Source organism: Aeromonas sp. QDB31, assembly GCF_027707605.1.
Taxonomy (GTDB): Bacteria; Pseudomonadota; Gammaproteobacteria; order Enterobacterales; family Aeromonadaceae; genus Aeromonas; species Aeromonas media.
In genome coordinates this window covers 104,168-118,744 of record NZ_JAPCIX010000001.1, presented here as the reverse complement: position 1 = coordinate 118,744, position 14,577 = coordinate 104,168, and the positions used below count along the sequence as shown (strand labels likewise).

Here is a 14,577-nt window from a genome sequence, read left to right as displayed (position 1 = left end):
ATGAAAAAAGGCCCGTACGGGCCTTTTTTTATTGGCGTCTCTTACTCGAGAGGACGTCCGTTGACGGTGAAGGAGAGATCCGCCTCCGGTGCCGAGATGGGCCTCTGAACCAGGGTCTGGGCGGCGCAGATCACGGCGGCGTCCAATGGCTCGCTGGCCGTGGGCACGTTGACATGGAACTTGTTCATCACGTTGGCGTTCAGGCGATGATTGGCCAGCCGGAAGTGCAGCAGGCCCTCGCGGGTCTCCACCTGCAGTTGGCAATCCCCTGTCCCGGGCCGCTCGCCGTCATCACCATAGCTGAAGCCGTAGGCACCGTGCAGGGCTGGATAGAGGTAGCTCGGCAACAGCCCGCGAGGATCGTAATACCCCACCAGGGTGGTCACCGGCACGCCGAATGCCTGCGGCTTGCGCGGAGTCCGTGGATCCACCACAGGCCCTTCGTTCCAGCGGCTGCCGTCCGAGGTGTAGCTCTTCTTGAAACCACGGGAGACGGTGATCTGCTGGCCATTGACGAAGAGGGTGCTGTTGTAGCTGGCAGCGTGATCCACGGTCAGGATGCGCCCCGCATTCCCGGCTGCGGCTGGCGGCGCCTGGATGTTGCGCGTCCAGTTGCCATCCCACATGGCTACCTTGACCAGATCATATTCCGTCAGCAGGGCCGCCAGCTTTGCCTCGCTCAGATCGTTGATGGGCGCGCTGATCTGCTCCAGCTGCTCCACCCTGTGCTGGTAGGGCAGCATGGTGGCGGTGGCGGCATCCCACTTGCTAAACCCGGTCGGGGAAGCGGCATCGAACACCGCCTTGCTCTCGAGGAAGCGCTGGATGATGGCGGCCGAGTTCGGGGTATAGAGGGTGAAGCGGTTGAAGCCGGAAAAGGGCGAGCCACCCGCCATGGCATCAAAACCGAACGGGTGGCCCTCGAAAGGCGCCTGGCACTGGCCGTCGAGACAGGCACTCTGGCCGCTGCGGCTGGCGCCGAAGTTGGGAATGAAGCGATTGCGATCCCCATCCCAGCCCCAGCTCGAATTGACCGCCTCCGCGCTGCGGTGTACGGATCCCAGGAAGCCGCCGACGTAATGACCGAGACCATAGTTGTGGCCCACCTCGTGACTGAATTCGTTGCCAAGGGAGCTGTCGAGCGTGACGATCCCGCCCCCGCCCGAGCCGCCGTGCACCTGGATGCCGTTGGCGTACTTGCCGCGGCTGTTATGAGCCGCCAACTGGGCCACCACATAGGGATGGCTGCTTTCCCCCTCGCCGGCGGTGCTGTTGATGCCGTAGTTCGCGTTGTCTATCCCGTGGGAGATCAGCTCCTTGCCGATACGCTGGCGCATGGTGCCGGTGTGCCAGCCCCCCTCGCTCGGGTCAAAGTCGGTGAGCAGGGTGCCGTTTGGCAGCATCACCTCCGGCAGCGACAGGGGGGCATACTGGCTGACGATCAGCCGGCTGGTGGGCACCGTCTGGAAATATTCCCGGTGGGCCTCGGACTCCCTGGCGAAGGCAAACTGATTGCGGGGCGTGGTCAGCATGCCGATGTCGATGGTGTGGATGAGCAGCTCGCTCGGGGCCCCAACCTGCAGATCCACCAGTTCACCGCTCTGCGTCCCCTGACTCAATTGCAGGCTCAGGCCAGGCTGGATCCAGTCGGCTGGCAGCACGGCGCTCCAGGCGTCGGTCGCATAGCGGATGCCGTTGTTCTCGAGCTCCCCGTCCCTGATCCACTGGCCATTGACGAACTTGAACTGCAACGTCTGACCACGGGAGAGCGTCACCTGACGGCCACTGTAGCGCACCGTCGAGTTGTAGCCCGCATTGGAGCTTGCACGTACCATCTTGCCCTCCAGGGCGGCCCCCTCTGGCAGATAGATATCCCTGACCCAGCGGCCATCAGCGGTCTGCACCTCCACCAGTGCATGCTGCTCCAGGCGATCGCTCAGCAGGGCTGCCGTGGTGTCATTCAGCAGGGCCAGCTCGGCGCTGCTGCTGATGATAGTGGTGGTCCCCGCTCCCGGGGTGAAGTCGATCCCCTCCTCCGGCGAGCCATCGAGATAATAGGCCGTCTTCGGCAACTGCTCAGGCGGGTTGAGGGTGAGCGTCCCGAGCATCTGCCCGGCGCCGTCTCGCGCCGTCACCGTCATCGGCACGCCGGTCTCGGCTTGCAGCGGCCTGACCAGCAGCAGGCTTTTGCGCAAGGCAGTCAACCTGGGCTGGCTGTCCCCCTCGGCGACATGGGCCGGCAGGATCTGGCTCTGGGCAAACTGGACCTGCGCCGCCAGCGTGCCTTGCAGATCGTTGGTCGGGGCCTGGGTATTGAAGGGCAAGGAGGGGGGAACCTGGACGGCGGCCAACAGGGGGCCACTCGCCAGGGCAGCCATGATCAGGCTGGCTAACGGTGTTTTTTTCATTGTTATGGTTCTCGTTGTGATGGGCATGTCCACATGCCCTGCTGTTGGAAGCCTGAAAGACGGTCGGCACATCCGTCCACTGCACGTGACAGGGGCGGCCCGGCTAGTGCCGGGACCGCCCCAGAGACGCTTACCGACTCGGCGTCGTCCCCTCGCGCACCCCGGGATCCCCCGCAGCGATGCGGGCATTCAGGGTCTGGTGGATAGTCCGCCACTGGGATGCGAAGAAGATCCCCTCCTGACGACCGGCGGTCATGAGGTTGCTGCTGCGATAGGGATCCGTGTTACCCGTGTGCCATAGCCCCAGGTTATGACCCAGCTCGTGGGCCAGGGTCAGGGACTGACCCAGCTCGGTGGCGTTGCCTGGGCAGGCCGCGCGATAACCCGCCCGGGGGGGCGCGTCGTCCGGCCCTATCCCCATGGACGAACCGGCCCCGGAGCCGCTGCAGGCTCGCGCCGGATCCTTGTAACTGCGGATCACATAGAGGTTGGAGAAGACCTGTCCCCGGTTCGGGATCCAGCCCTCATCGAAGGGCGCCTCCCGCTCGGAGCGATCCGCCTCGTAGGATTCGCCGTCACCGTCCCGGTCCCACTCGTGCACCAGAACGCCGTTGTCGATCCAGCTGAGCTGGAGGTTGTAAGGGGCGTAGCGGCGAGTGATATCGCGCTGGATCAACACGCCATCGTCCCACAGATGGGTCTGGGTCTCCCCCGGATAGGCGATGTAGCTGTAAGAGAGGGTCACCGCCTTGGGGGCAGTGATGACGAGGCGCACGAGATCGACCCGCTCGCCGTTGGCCAGGATCGCCAGGTTGGTCTCCCCGGCCTGCAGCCCGCTCAGCACCAGCCGGTCTTCACCATCCCCCGGCTGGACCTGGAGCGTCGCCAGAGCCGGATCTGTGATGACATAGCTCAACGCCTGAGCTTCGGCCCCCGGCAACCTGCGGACATGGAGCACCTCCCCGCCGCCGGCGCTGCTCAGCAGCTTTTCTTTGAGAGGGCGGCTCAGGCCGGGGTCGAACGCCAGCCGGTTGGCAGGATCCGGCAGTACCTGGGCATGAGGATAGAGCGCCTGCTCCTGCACCCCTTCGGCGCCAAGCCAGAACTGGCCCGCCTCATTACGCTTGAAACCCTGCCTGTCGCTACCGGCCAGGTAGCGCAGGGTGAACTGGTAGTCCCGATCCGCCAGCACAGGGATGGGGGCACTGGGGGTGAAGGTGGTGCCACCGCTGAACGTCAGGGGACCGTCATAGAGCACCTCGCCACTGTCAGGATCCCTCAACAGGAGTGCGAACTGACGGTTGTTGCCACCCCAGTGTCCCTCCTTCACCTGGAATGTGCGAATGGACAGCCTCTCTCCCAGCAGCGGCAGGCTGTCTCCATTGATACGGAAGGGGCGGCTCAGCGCGTCGCCAACCACCATGAAGAGAGTGTCGTTGATGACGGGACCCTCATCCCAGAGCGTCCCCAGCACAAGCATCCTGGCGGGCAACTCGCGCGCTGGATCATAAATGGTCACCGGCAACGAGAAGGTGGTGGTGATGCTCCCCCACCCCTTGAAACCATCCTCCGCGGGCAGACCATCGTCCTTGACCTGATACTGGGCCACATAGCTGCCCGGCACCTGGGTATTGACCGTGCTTTTCTGGCTGATGCGAGCCGTGAGATCGCCATCCTCGGCATCCCAGGCCGTCAGCAGGGGGGAAAAGGTCGCCCCCAGTGGCAGCATCTGGGCAAAATTGTTGACCAGCCCCTCCTGGCTGTAGATCTGGGGCGCGCTGTTGTCCTTGCGAAATGCCCCCGTGGTACTGCTCTGCTGGGCCATCGCCAGCGGCGCAAGCAGCACCCAGCCGAGCAGGGGAACACTTGCCCGCAACAGGGTGTGATGATTCTTCATGGGGTCTGTCCTTCATAGGGAATAAATGCTGAGGCATTCTTGTTGCGATGGCAGGGCCGTTGGCCCTGTCAGTGAAAAAGGGTGAGAAGGGATGGGGCCAGGCCCCATCCCAGATGGCTTGTCAGTTACAGCTGGCCACCCCCTGATCCACCCAGACCGCGGCCTTGCCGGGTTCATCGCCCTTGGTCCAGTACTGGGCCTTCCACTTGCGCCCGTTGTGGTTGGTGAAGTCACCGGCGTTGTAGGCCACACCCGCGTTCCAGCCGAGCTGCACCGGGCTTATCAGCTTCCACTGATCCGCCGTCTGGCTTGGCTCGTTGCCCTGGGTCCAGTACTTGGCCTGCCACACCAGCTGGTTGTGGCTCACCTTGGTTTCGGCGTTGTAGACGGTGCTGGCGTTCCAGGCCGGCCAGTTGGCCGCCTCCGGATCGCTTGCCTCACAACCGCCACCGGTGCTGACCGGCTTGACGGTGAGGCGGGTAGCGGCACTGGCGTCAAGGGAACCGTCTGTGACCACCAGGGTCAGGTCATAAGCGGTGTCGCTGGTGACGCTCGGACCCGTGACCACTAGGGTGGCACTGTCCTGGCCGGTGGCGGTAAGACCCGCTGGCAGGCTCCACTGATAGCTCAGGGTGTCACCGTTCGGATCGGATGCCGTGGCCTGGATGGTCACCTGCTTGCCGGACTCGACGCTGGCACTGGCCGGGACGCTGACCACGGGCGGCAGGTTGGGCTGCGGCGCCTTGTTGGTCACCACCACCTGATCCTTGGCGGTGAGGCCCTGATCGTCGGTGACGGTCAGCTCGAACACCAGGTTGACGTCAGCACTGACGGCGTCCAGCACCACGCGGGCCTTGGCCTGGGTGGCATCGAGCAGGCTGGCCTGGGGGCCAGAGACCTGCTTCCAGCTGTGGGTCAGCACCCCGTTTTCAGGATCATGGGAGGCGGAGCCGTTGAGAGTCACCTCGGTCGGGCCGGTGACACTCAGATCGCTGCCGGCATTGGCCAGTGGCGGCTTGTTCGCCGGTGGCAGGGTGCCCTCGCCATGGCCCAATCCCTCGTGCATGGCGTTGAGGATGTCGCCGTTGTCCGCATCGATCTCCCAGGCAAACAGGCCGCCGAGCTGGTTCGCCAGCACGTACTGCCCCTTGGCCTTGACCGAGCGATCGTTGTCGAAGCTGATGAGATCGCCGCTGCTGGCCTTGAAGACATAGGGGGCCTCGGCCACCTCGTCATAGCCCTGCTCCCAGCCAGCGCCCATGCGGTTGTTGACGATGTCGCGGTAATCCACCACGCCGTTCTCCCAGGTGCCGGTTACCGGCCCGGTGGCGGTGCCGGTGAAGGGGTTGCCAGCCTGGTAGCCGTTCACCCCGGTCCAGCCACGACCATACATGGCGGCGCCGACCACTATCTTGCCCGGCGTCACACCCTGATCCAGCAGTGCCCTGACGCCCTTGTCGGTGGTGTACTTGGTGGCCGGATCCCAGCTGGATGCAAAGAGGTTGGTCTGGTGGGCCAGGTTGTTCAGGTCGAAGGCGCCACTGAAGTCGTAGCTCATCAGGAAGATGTGGTCCATGTACTGCTGGGCCGCCTGATAATCCACCTTGGCAATCTTGTCACCGCCGGCGCTGATGGCCGAAGTGAGCTCATACTGGCGTCCGGTCTCGGCCTCCAGTTCGTCGAGCATGGCGCGCAGTTCCTGCATCAGCACCACATAGGTGGCGCCATCGCTCGGGCCGCCCAGGCTGGGGTTGGCACCCTGGCCGCCCGGGAACTCCCAGTCGATGTCCACGCCGTCGAAGAACTTCCAGGTCTGCAGGAACTCCTTGACCGAGGCGACGAAGGTGTCGCGCTTGGTCTTGTCCCCCAGGAAGTAGAAGGGATCGGAGAGGGTCCAGCCCCCGACCGAGGGCAGGATCTTGAGGTCAGGACGGGCCTGCTTGAGCGCCATCAGGTTGCCGAAGTTGCCCTTGTAGGGCTCATCCCAGGCACTGAGGTTGCCCTGGGACATCTGGATCGCCGCCCAGGGATCGTGGATGGAGACCTTGAAGTCCTCGCGACCGGCACAGGAGCGCTGCAGCGCCTCGAAGCTGCCGGAGATCTCTTTGAGGCTGTCGTTGATGCCGTTGCCGCCGCAGATGGGGGTGAAGCCATAGAGGATGTGAGTCAGGTTCTGGGCCGGGATCTTGTCGACGGTGAACTTGCGACCATAGACCCCCCATTCCACGTAGTAGGCACCCACCACCTTGCCGGACTTGTTGGCGTAGGGCTTGTTGTTCTCTTGCAGCGGAGCATTGAGCGGCGCCAGATGGCTGCCGTCGGTATCGGCGACCACCAGTTCCTTCTTGTCGGAGAGCGTGCAGCCGTCGGCGTTGCACAGGGCCACCTGCATCTGGTAGCGCCCTCCCTTGGTCACCTTGAAGTTGGCAGTACCCGCGGCGGAAGCCGGACCTGACCACACCTCATTGCCATCGAGCAGCACCTTGGCGGTCTGACCGACGTCACCGGACCAGAGGTTCCAGGTCACGCTGACCGGGGCACCATCCTTGTGGACGGTCACCAGCTGGTTGTAAGCCGAGGCGGATTGATTGACTTCGACGATGGCGAACTTGGTGGGTCCCGAGCCGATGGTGGGTTTGCCCGGGGCAACGGCGAAGGCGGAGGTAGCACAGAGCCCCCCGACAAGGAGCGCCAGCAGGGAAAGTTTTGGACTTAACATATTTGAACTTCCTTATTTCGTTATTGGAATTAACAACGAAAAAGGCAACGCAACCTGACAGGTAACGCAGACATCATCGCAACCATGGCTTGGCCCATGGACGATACAACCTGTGGTGGCCCCGCTATCCTAGGTGCTTTGACCCTTAGACCGGAGGCTTTGCGTCCCGGACTTTCATCCGGTTTGCCTTTTTGCACAACTTGATTTGCGACAAAAATAATCGCCGAATGACTATAGGTGGGAGCAGGAAGGGATGCTACCTAGTAAAAATGACAGCAAACAGGACTCACTTTTCGCAATTGTTCGCGAACATGCCGGCAAGCTGGCACCAACATCGGTGATGCTGGCGCCTGATGATCATTCATGAGTGAACCTATCAATGATTGATTGTGTGAAGCCTGTCACTGTATTGGCAACAGCAGGCTGTTCATCAATGCCCGCAGCTTGAGCGGCTTGACCGGTTTGCTGACGTAGCCAAAGCCGTGCTCGCGGATCTGCGTCTGCAGCTCGCTCTTGCGATCCGCGCTGATGATGATGCCGCCGATGCCATTGCCGTGGGCCAGCCGGATCATGTGCAGCGCCTGCAGTCCCGTCTTGCCATCGTCCAGGTGATAATCCGACAGCACCAGTTGCGGCAGGAAGCCGTCACCGATGAGGGACAGCGCCTGCTCCTGGTTCTGGGCGCAGCGCACCTCGCAACCCCAGCGCCCCAGCAGGGAGGCCATGGCGATGAGGATCTCCTCCTCGTTGTCTATGCAGAGCACCCGGATCCCCTCCAGCTGGCTGTCCCGCACCACGGGGGCCGCCACCTGGCTCGGCATCACGGGCCGGGTCGCGAGGTTGAGGGTGATGGCAAACACCGATCCCGCCCCCGGCCAGCTGCGCAGGGAGAGCTGGTGGCCCAGCACCTGGGAGATGCCGCGGGCGATGGCGAGCCCGAGGCCGAGCCCCTGCTCCCTCGCGGTGCGGGAGTGATCGAGGCGGGAGAATTCGTCAAAGATAGCCTCCTGCTTGTCCAGCGGAATGCCGGGGCCGTTGTCCCACACCTCGATGCGCACCTTGTCCCCCAGTCGACGGCAACCGAGCAGCACCCGGCCACCGGGGTTGTAGCGAAACGCATTGGTGAGGAAGTTCTGCAGCACCCTCCGCAGCAGGCGCACGTCGCTGTAGACGGCGAGGCGGCTCTCCACCACGGAGAACTGGATCTCTCCCGCCTGGGCCAGCACCCCAAACTCGGCCTTGAGGTTGTCGAACATGTCGCGCAGGGCGAAATCGAGCTTCTTCGCCTTGAACTTGCCCGCCTCCAACCGTGAGATATCCAGCAGATCCGTGATGAGATCTTCGGTCGCCCCCAGGGCATCGTCGATGTGGCGGGCAATGCGGGCCGGCTCGTCTTCCGGCGGCAGCATCTCCAGCAGGGAGGAGGTAAACAGCTTGGCCGCGTTCAGCGGCTGGGTCAGATCGTGGCTCACCGCCGCCAGGAAACGGCTCTTGGAGTGGTTCGCCCGCTCCACCTGCTGGTTGACCAGCAGCAGTTGGCGGTTGAGCTCGGAGAGTTCATGGGTACGCTCGGCCACCCTGGCTTCCAGGTGCTCGTTCGCTTCGCGCAGCACCCGCTCCGCCGCCCGGAAGGGGGTGATGTCGGTGAAGGTCATCACGAAGCCCCCCGCCGGCATGGGATTGCCCTGCATCTCGATCACCCGGCCATCCGGCCGCTCCCGCGCCGAGACATGGGGGCTACCCCGCTTCATGAAGGCGACCCGCCGCGCCACCTGGGCCTCGATGTCTCCCGGGCCGCACAGCCCCTGCTGCGCGTTGTAGCGGATGATCTCCTCGATGGCGCGCCCCACCTGGATGAGCCCGTGCGGATAGTGGAACAGCTCGATGTAGCGCCGGTTCCAGGCCACCAGCCTGAGTTCCCGGTCCACCACCGAGATCCCCTGCCCCATGTGCTCTATGGCCCCCTGCAGCAGGCCGCGGTTGAAGCGAAACACGTCGGAGGCCTCGTCCACTATGGTGGCGATCTCCTCGAGCTGCATGTTGCGCCCCTGCAGGGCAGAGGCCAGCACCAACCGGGCGGACGAGGTGCCAAACACCCCGGCCAGCAGCCGCTCTGTGTGGGCGATCAGATCGGCCGACGCCTGCATCTGGGGTGCCAGGGTGCCGCCCCGCTCGCCCGCGAAGCGGCCGAAGGCGCGCTTGACCCGGCTCGAGCCGACGAAGCGGGCCGCCAGCATCTCCAACTCCTTGACCGAGACCCGCGCCTGATAGAGCGCCGTGGTATCGCGGCTCGGCTTGCCGACGAAGTTGGCGGCCTGCAACCGCTCGCTCACCGCCGCCCGCGACAGCAGCGAACCCGCCACGTAACCTGCGAGGTTGAGCGAGAGGCTCAGGAAGATACACCAGGCCCCCAGGCTCAGATCGCGAAAGGCGGGCCAGTCCGGCGGCGCCAGCAGCGCCTCCAGGGGCGAGCCCGCCAGCAGGCCGCTCTCGGCCAGCAGGGTCACGAACCAGAGGCTGACCCCGAGGAAGAGCCCGAGGTAGACCCCCTTGCGATTGCCGTGCCGCCAGTAGAGACCGAGCAGCAGGGCCGGGGCGAACTGGGCCACGGCGCCGAACGACAGGTAGCCGATGCGTGACAGGCTGGTGAGATCCCCGAGCCAGAGATAGAGCACCCAGGCCGCCAGCAGGATCAGCAGTATGGCGCCCCGGCGCACCTGCAGCAGCAGCCGCATCAGCCGTTCATCCCGCCCCTGCTGCCAGAAGCGGCGCAGCAGCACCGGCAGCACCAGATCGTTGCTGACCATGATGGCCAGAGCGATGGTGCAGACGATCACCATGCCGGTGGCCGCCGAGGTGCCGCCGAGAAACGCCAGCATCGCCATGCCGTCAAAGCCCAGCGACATGGGCAGGCTTATCACATAGGTGTCCGAGGCCATGTCGGCCCCGACCCACTGCTTGCCCGCCAGTGCCAGCGGCCAGATGAAGAGCCCCATCAGGAACAGGTAGAGCGGGAACAACCAGCGCGCCCAGTGAAGATCCTGACCCTGGTTGTTCTCCACTACAGTCACGTGGAACTGGCGTGGCAGGCAGATGACGGCGCACATGGCCACCAGGGTATAGATGGCGAGCTCCAGCAGGCTGCCCGGCGACACCGCCACCACCGCATCGAGAAAGTCCCCGGCTACCAGGGTGCGGGCCTCGCTCGGCCTGGCAATGATGAGCCAGAGCGCGAAGCCCCCCACCGCCATGAAGGCGAGCAGCTTGACCACGGACTCGAAGGCGATGGCTACCACCATGCCGCGATGGTGCTCGGTGGCGTCCAGGTTGCGGGTGCCGAACAGTATGCTGAACAGGGCCAGCAACAGGGCGACGCCGAGGGCCAGCTCGGCCGTGTTGCCCGTGGGCCCCGCCGGCACCGAGTTGGCCATCAACAGATCTAGCCCGGTGACGATGGCCTTGAGCTGCAGCACCAGGTAGGGAAGTATCCCCATGACGGCGATCAGGGTGATCACCATGGCCAGGCGCTGGGACTTGCCATAGCGGGCGGCGATGAAGTCGGCGATGGAGGTGATGTGCTCGCGCTTGGCCACCAGGATGAGGCGGGCCAGCAGGCGCCAGCCAAACAGGAACACCAGCATGGGCCCCAGGTAGATGGGCACCGGCGACCAGGGGGATTCGCTGGCCTGGCCCACTGTGCCGAAGAAGGTCCAGGAGGTGCAATAGACCGCGAGCGACAGGCTGTAGAGCAGGGGCTGGCCCTTGAGGCGACGGCGCTTGCTCTTGTCCGCCACATAAGCGATGAGGAACAGCAAGCCCAGATAGGCGAGCGACAACCCGATCAGCAGCCATCCTTGGTGCATCTATATTCTTCCCTTGTTCAGATGTGTTGAGCGCCGCGCCGGCTCGGCGTGCCGACGGGCAACCGTCATTGGGTGCGCCCGGCGCCCTCATGCTCCCCGCGCAGCCGCAGGACGAAGACCGGCAGCACCACCAGCACCATGATGAAGAAGATTCCCCCACCAAGCGGCTCGAACAGCACACCGCAGATCGCCATCAGGGCCGCCACCGTCATGCCGAGGCCGAGCGCCGCATAGAGCGCCTGGGTGGGGATCTGCTGCTCGGCGGGCAGTTGGCGGGTCATGAAGCGCACGGCGCCGAGGTGACTGATGCAGAAGGTGACCCCGTGCAACAGCTGACCCAACACCAGCACCGCCAGCTCGGTAGAGGCGCCGAGCAGCACCCAGCGCACCACGCAGCCGACGGCCCCCACCAGAAACAGGGTCTGGGCCCCGAAGCGGTGGAAGAAGCGTTTGTCCGCGGCAAACATGGCGATCTCCGCCACCACCCCCAGGGCCCACAGGTAGCCGATCAGGGTGCCGCTGTAGCCCGCCCCCTTCCAGTACATGGCGCTGAAGCCGTAGTAGGCGGCATGGCTGCCCTGCAGCAGGGCGGTAATGAGCAGGAAGCGGCGTACCGGGGCCGACTTGAGGGTGACGAGCAGGTAGGCTCGGGCCCGCTCCCCCTTGAGCTCCTGGGGCACCGGCCGCAGCGGCAGCGCGCTCAGCGCCAGCATGGCCAGCAGTCCCGCCACCATGGTGTGCAGCACCCAGTCGCTGCCGAAGTTGCTCACCAGGGCGCCCACCAGGGTGGAGGCGACGATAAAGGCGAAGGAGCCGCACAGCCGCACCTTGCCATAGTCGAGGTGCGTCTGCACCACCATGCGGGTGGCGAGCGCCTCCCCCATGGGCATCAACGTCGGGTAGATGAAGTTCGCCACCAGGGTCAGCACCACCAGCCACCAGAGGCTATGGCTGAGGTAGAAGCCCAGAAACGCCAGCAGGCTCAGCAGGCAGAGCAGCCGGGTGACGGGCAGCAACTGACCTGCCCCCTTGACCCGCCCCATCACCATCAGGTTGCCGGCAAAACGGATGGCCATGCCGACCCCCAGCAGCAAGCCTATCTGCTCGGCGCTCACCCCTATGCCCTCGAGCCACAGGGACCAGAACGGCAGATAGGCGCCGTAGACGAAGTAGAAGGCGCCAAAGAACAGGGCTAACCAGGAGAAGGCGGGCATAGGGGCTCGGCAGCGTGACAAGGGGCACAAATGATAACCGATTTTGGCGCAGGGATCCCCAGGGGCAAGGGGAGATAAAAACGATAAATATCAATAAAGTTGAACCTTTGTCACATCCCTCTGTCTATCTGGATAACACCGCTTCCTGATGAGTGTTGCAATCCTTACACCCGCCCCTGGCGGGTTTCTTTTTGGGGCCGGTTTGGGCCGCCAGAAACAGAGAAGGGGCCCTGGGGCCCCTTCATCATCGTCATGGACGAATATCAGAACACGTACTTGACCCTTGCACTCAGGTTGCGGCCCGGCTCGGTCTGGTTGCTGGTGTCCGCGCTGGCGGCAAGGCCCGTGATGCTCTCGTAGCTGACGTACTCCTTGTCGAACAGGTTGAAGACGCCGACGTTGAGCTGCAGATCCTGCATCGGCTTGAACTGGGCGTAGATATCCACCACGCCCCAGCCGGCGCTCTTGATGTTGTCGTTGCCTCTGGCGTCCTTGCCCACCTTGTCCATGTCGTCGGCGAAGCGCAGGGCGGTGTTGATGTTCCAGTTCGGCTGCTCAAGACGCACCCCAAGGCTGCCGTTGAACGGGCTCAGGCTGTTGATGTAGTTGCCGTCGCCGTCCTTGCCCTCGATGTAGGCCAGGTTGCCCCAGACGTTGACCAGCTCGTTCAGCCAGTAGTCCGCCTTGACCTCGGCCCCCTTGGTGGTGGCCTTGTCCAGGTTCTGGTACTGATAGATGGCGGTGCGCCCTTCGGTGCCCACGGCGGTCAGCTCGATGAAGTCATCAAACTGGTTGTAGAAGGTCGCCACCTCGTAGCTGAAACCGCCGCGGCTGCCGCGCACCCCGAGATCGATGCCGTCGCTGCTTTCGGGCTTGAGGTTAGGGTTCGGCTCGATGCGATAACCGTAGGCCTGGTGGTTCAGGGTGGAGAAGGCGTTGTCATACATGGGCACCTTGAAGCCATGGCTGTACTGGGCGAACAGGTTGGCCGCCTCGTGCGCCTTGAACACCAGCCCCAGCTTGGGGGAGAACTCCCCTTCGGAGATCTTCTGCATGTTCTCGCCTGTGTAGGCGGGATCCTCGTCCGGGGTCATCTTGTAGTAGTCGTAACGGGCACCCGGGGTCAGCACCCAGCGCTCGCCAAACTTGATCTCGTCGAAGGCCCAGAGCGCGCTGCGCTCGCTGGTGGTGGACGGGAAGCTCAGCTCGTTGTAGCCGACGAAGTCACCGGGGACGGTCGGCCCCTTGAAGCGGGTACGCTCGTTGTCGGTGTGCTCATACTCGACACCCCAGGCCAGACGCTGGTTGACGAGCGCCTTGCTGAACTTCACCTGAGCCCCCAGACTCTCCTGCTCGAAGCCGTTGTGATCCAGGGAGTTCTTGGTCACATAGGGATTGCCCGGGTTGACCGGATACTTGGAGGAGGCGTACTGATCCAGGGTCTGCTTGGTGCGGGTGTAGTAAATCTTGCTGTCCATCCGATCCGCCCAGGGGGCGTTCAGGGCGAGGCCGTGATCCAGCACCAGGGAGAGGTTGTCGGTATCTTTATCGGTGATCGGCTGATTGAAGACGGAGCCCGCCTTGGTCAGATCGATGGCATCCGGATCCTGCCCCTCGGTGAAGTAGTCGACCGTCAGCTTCAGGAACTGATCATCGGAGAGGTTCCACTTGCTCTTGAGCAGCACCGCCTGGCTGACGATGTCGAACTCGTTCTTGTCGCCGTCATGGTTCTGGGTCACCCCGCCGTCGCGCCAGGTGTAGCGCAACAGGTTCTCGAACTCGCCGCTGCGCAGCGCCCCCGTGATGCCAGCCATCTTCTGGTGGCTACTGGAGGCATAGCCCGTGGTCGCGTCTAGGTAGCTGTCCTTCACCTTGAGGAAGTCGCCGGCATCCTTGGTGGTGATGGCGATGACGCCCCCCAGGGCATCGGAGCCGTAGGCCGCGGACGCCGGCCCCTTGGCCACTTCCACCTGCTTGATCATGTCGGTGTCGAAGTAGGTCTGGCCCACACCGCCATTCTTGTAGGCGTCGTTCTGGCGCACCCCGTCCTGCACCACCTTGACCCGGTTCTCGCTCATGCCGCGAATGGTGAAGGTCTGGGCATCCCCCGCCCCGCCCTGCACGCTCACGCCCGGCTCATAACGGAACAGATCGGCGACATTGCTGACGACCTGCTCTTCGATCTGCTCGGAGGTGATGACGGCGATGGGGCCGGAGACGTCTTCCAGCTTCTGCTCCATGCGAGAGCCGCTGACGACCATGACTTCATTCGTTTTCTTGTCTGCGGCGAAAGCAGGGGATACCAGCCCGGCCGCCACGGCGAGGGCAATCAGAGAGGGGGTGTTGTTGTGCGCCACTGCAAAGTCCTTATTGAGAATCATTATCAACCGAACAGCATCTTACCCAGACAGCGACAAAGATCAATAATAAGATGAATCATTCTCATTTTCTTTTAATTCTGAACAGTTTTACACTA

Annotated in this window: 6 protein-coding genes and 1 riboswitch; all 6 genes read right to left on the bottom strand. The window is 63.8% G+C overall.

The window, feature by feature from the left end; genetic code table 11:
• Nucleotides 1-41: 41 nt before the first annotated feature.
• Nucleotides 42-2,408, bottom strand: a complete 2,367-nt coding sequence (locus PG898_RS00505; protein ID WP_408749961.1) for a M66 family metalloprotease — start codon at nt 2,406-2,408, stop codon at nt 42-44.
• 130 nt (nt 2,409-2,538) lie between these two features.
• Nucleotides 2,539-4,305, bottom strand: a complete 1,767-nt coding sequence (locus tag PG898_RS00500; RefSeq protein WP_270823264.1) for an immunoglobulin-like domain-containing protein — start codon at nt 4,303-4,305, stop codon at nt 2,539-2,541.
• Between the two features lie 121 nt (nt 4,306-4,426).
• On the bottom strand, nt 4,427-7,024 hold the full coding sequence (locus tag PG898_RS00495; RefSeq protein ID WP_270823263.1) for a glycosyl hydrolase family 18 protein: 2,598 nt from the start codon (nt 7,022-7,024) through the stop codon (nt 4,427-4,429).
• A 111-nt stretch (nt 7,025-7,135) separates the two neighbouring features.
• Nucleotides 7,136-7,222: riboswitch (cyclic di-GMP riboswitch) on the bottom strand.
• 203 nt (nt 7,223-7,425) lie between these two features.
• Nucleotides 7,426-10,887, bottom strand: a complete 3,462-nt coding sequence (locus tag PG898_RS00490; protein ID WP_270823262.1) for a hybrid sensor histidine kinase/response regulator — start codon at nt 10,885-10,887, stop codon at nt 7,426-7,428.
• 65 nt (nt 10,888-10,952) lie between these two features.
• A complete protein-coding gene (locus PG898_RS00485) occupies nt 10,953-12,101 on the bottom strand; it encodes a 3-phenylpropionate MFS transporter (protein ID WP_270823261.1) in 1,149 nt (382 codons plus the stop codon).
• Between the two features lie 263 nt (nt 12,102-12,364).
• Nucleotides 12,365-14,458, bottom strand: a complete 2,094-nt coding sequence (locus tag PG898_RS00480) for a TonB-dependent hemoglobin/transferrin/lactoferrin family receptor (RefSeq protein WP_270823260.1) — start codon at nt 14,456-14,458, stop codon at nt 12,365-12,367.
• Nucleotides 14,459-14,577 lie beyond the last annotated feature (119 nt).

Excerpts from the sequence above, each read along its gene's own strand:
- PG898_RS00505 (WP_408749961.1), bottom strand. The coding sequence starts at position 2,408 with ATGAAAAAAACACCGTTAGCCAGCCTGATCATGGCTGCCCTGGCGAGT.
- PG898_RS00500 (WP_270823264.1), bottom strand. The coding sequence starts at position 4,305 with ATGAAGAATCATCACACCCTGTTGCGGGCAAGTGTTCCCCTGCTCGGC.
- PG898_RS00495 (WP_270823263.1), bottom strand. The coding sequence starts at position 7,024 with ATGTTAAGTCCAAAACTTTCCCTGCTGGCGCTCCTTGTCGGGGGGCTC.
- PG898_RS00490 (WP_270823262.1), bottom strand. The coding sequence starts at position 10,887 with ATGCACCAAGGATGGCTGCTGATCGGGTTGTCGCTCGCCTATCTGGGC.
- PG898_RS00485 (WP_270823261.1), bottom strand. The coding sequence starts at position 12,101 with ATGCCCGCCTTCTCCTGGTTAGCCCTGTTCTTTGGCGCCTTCTACTTC.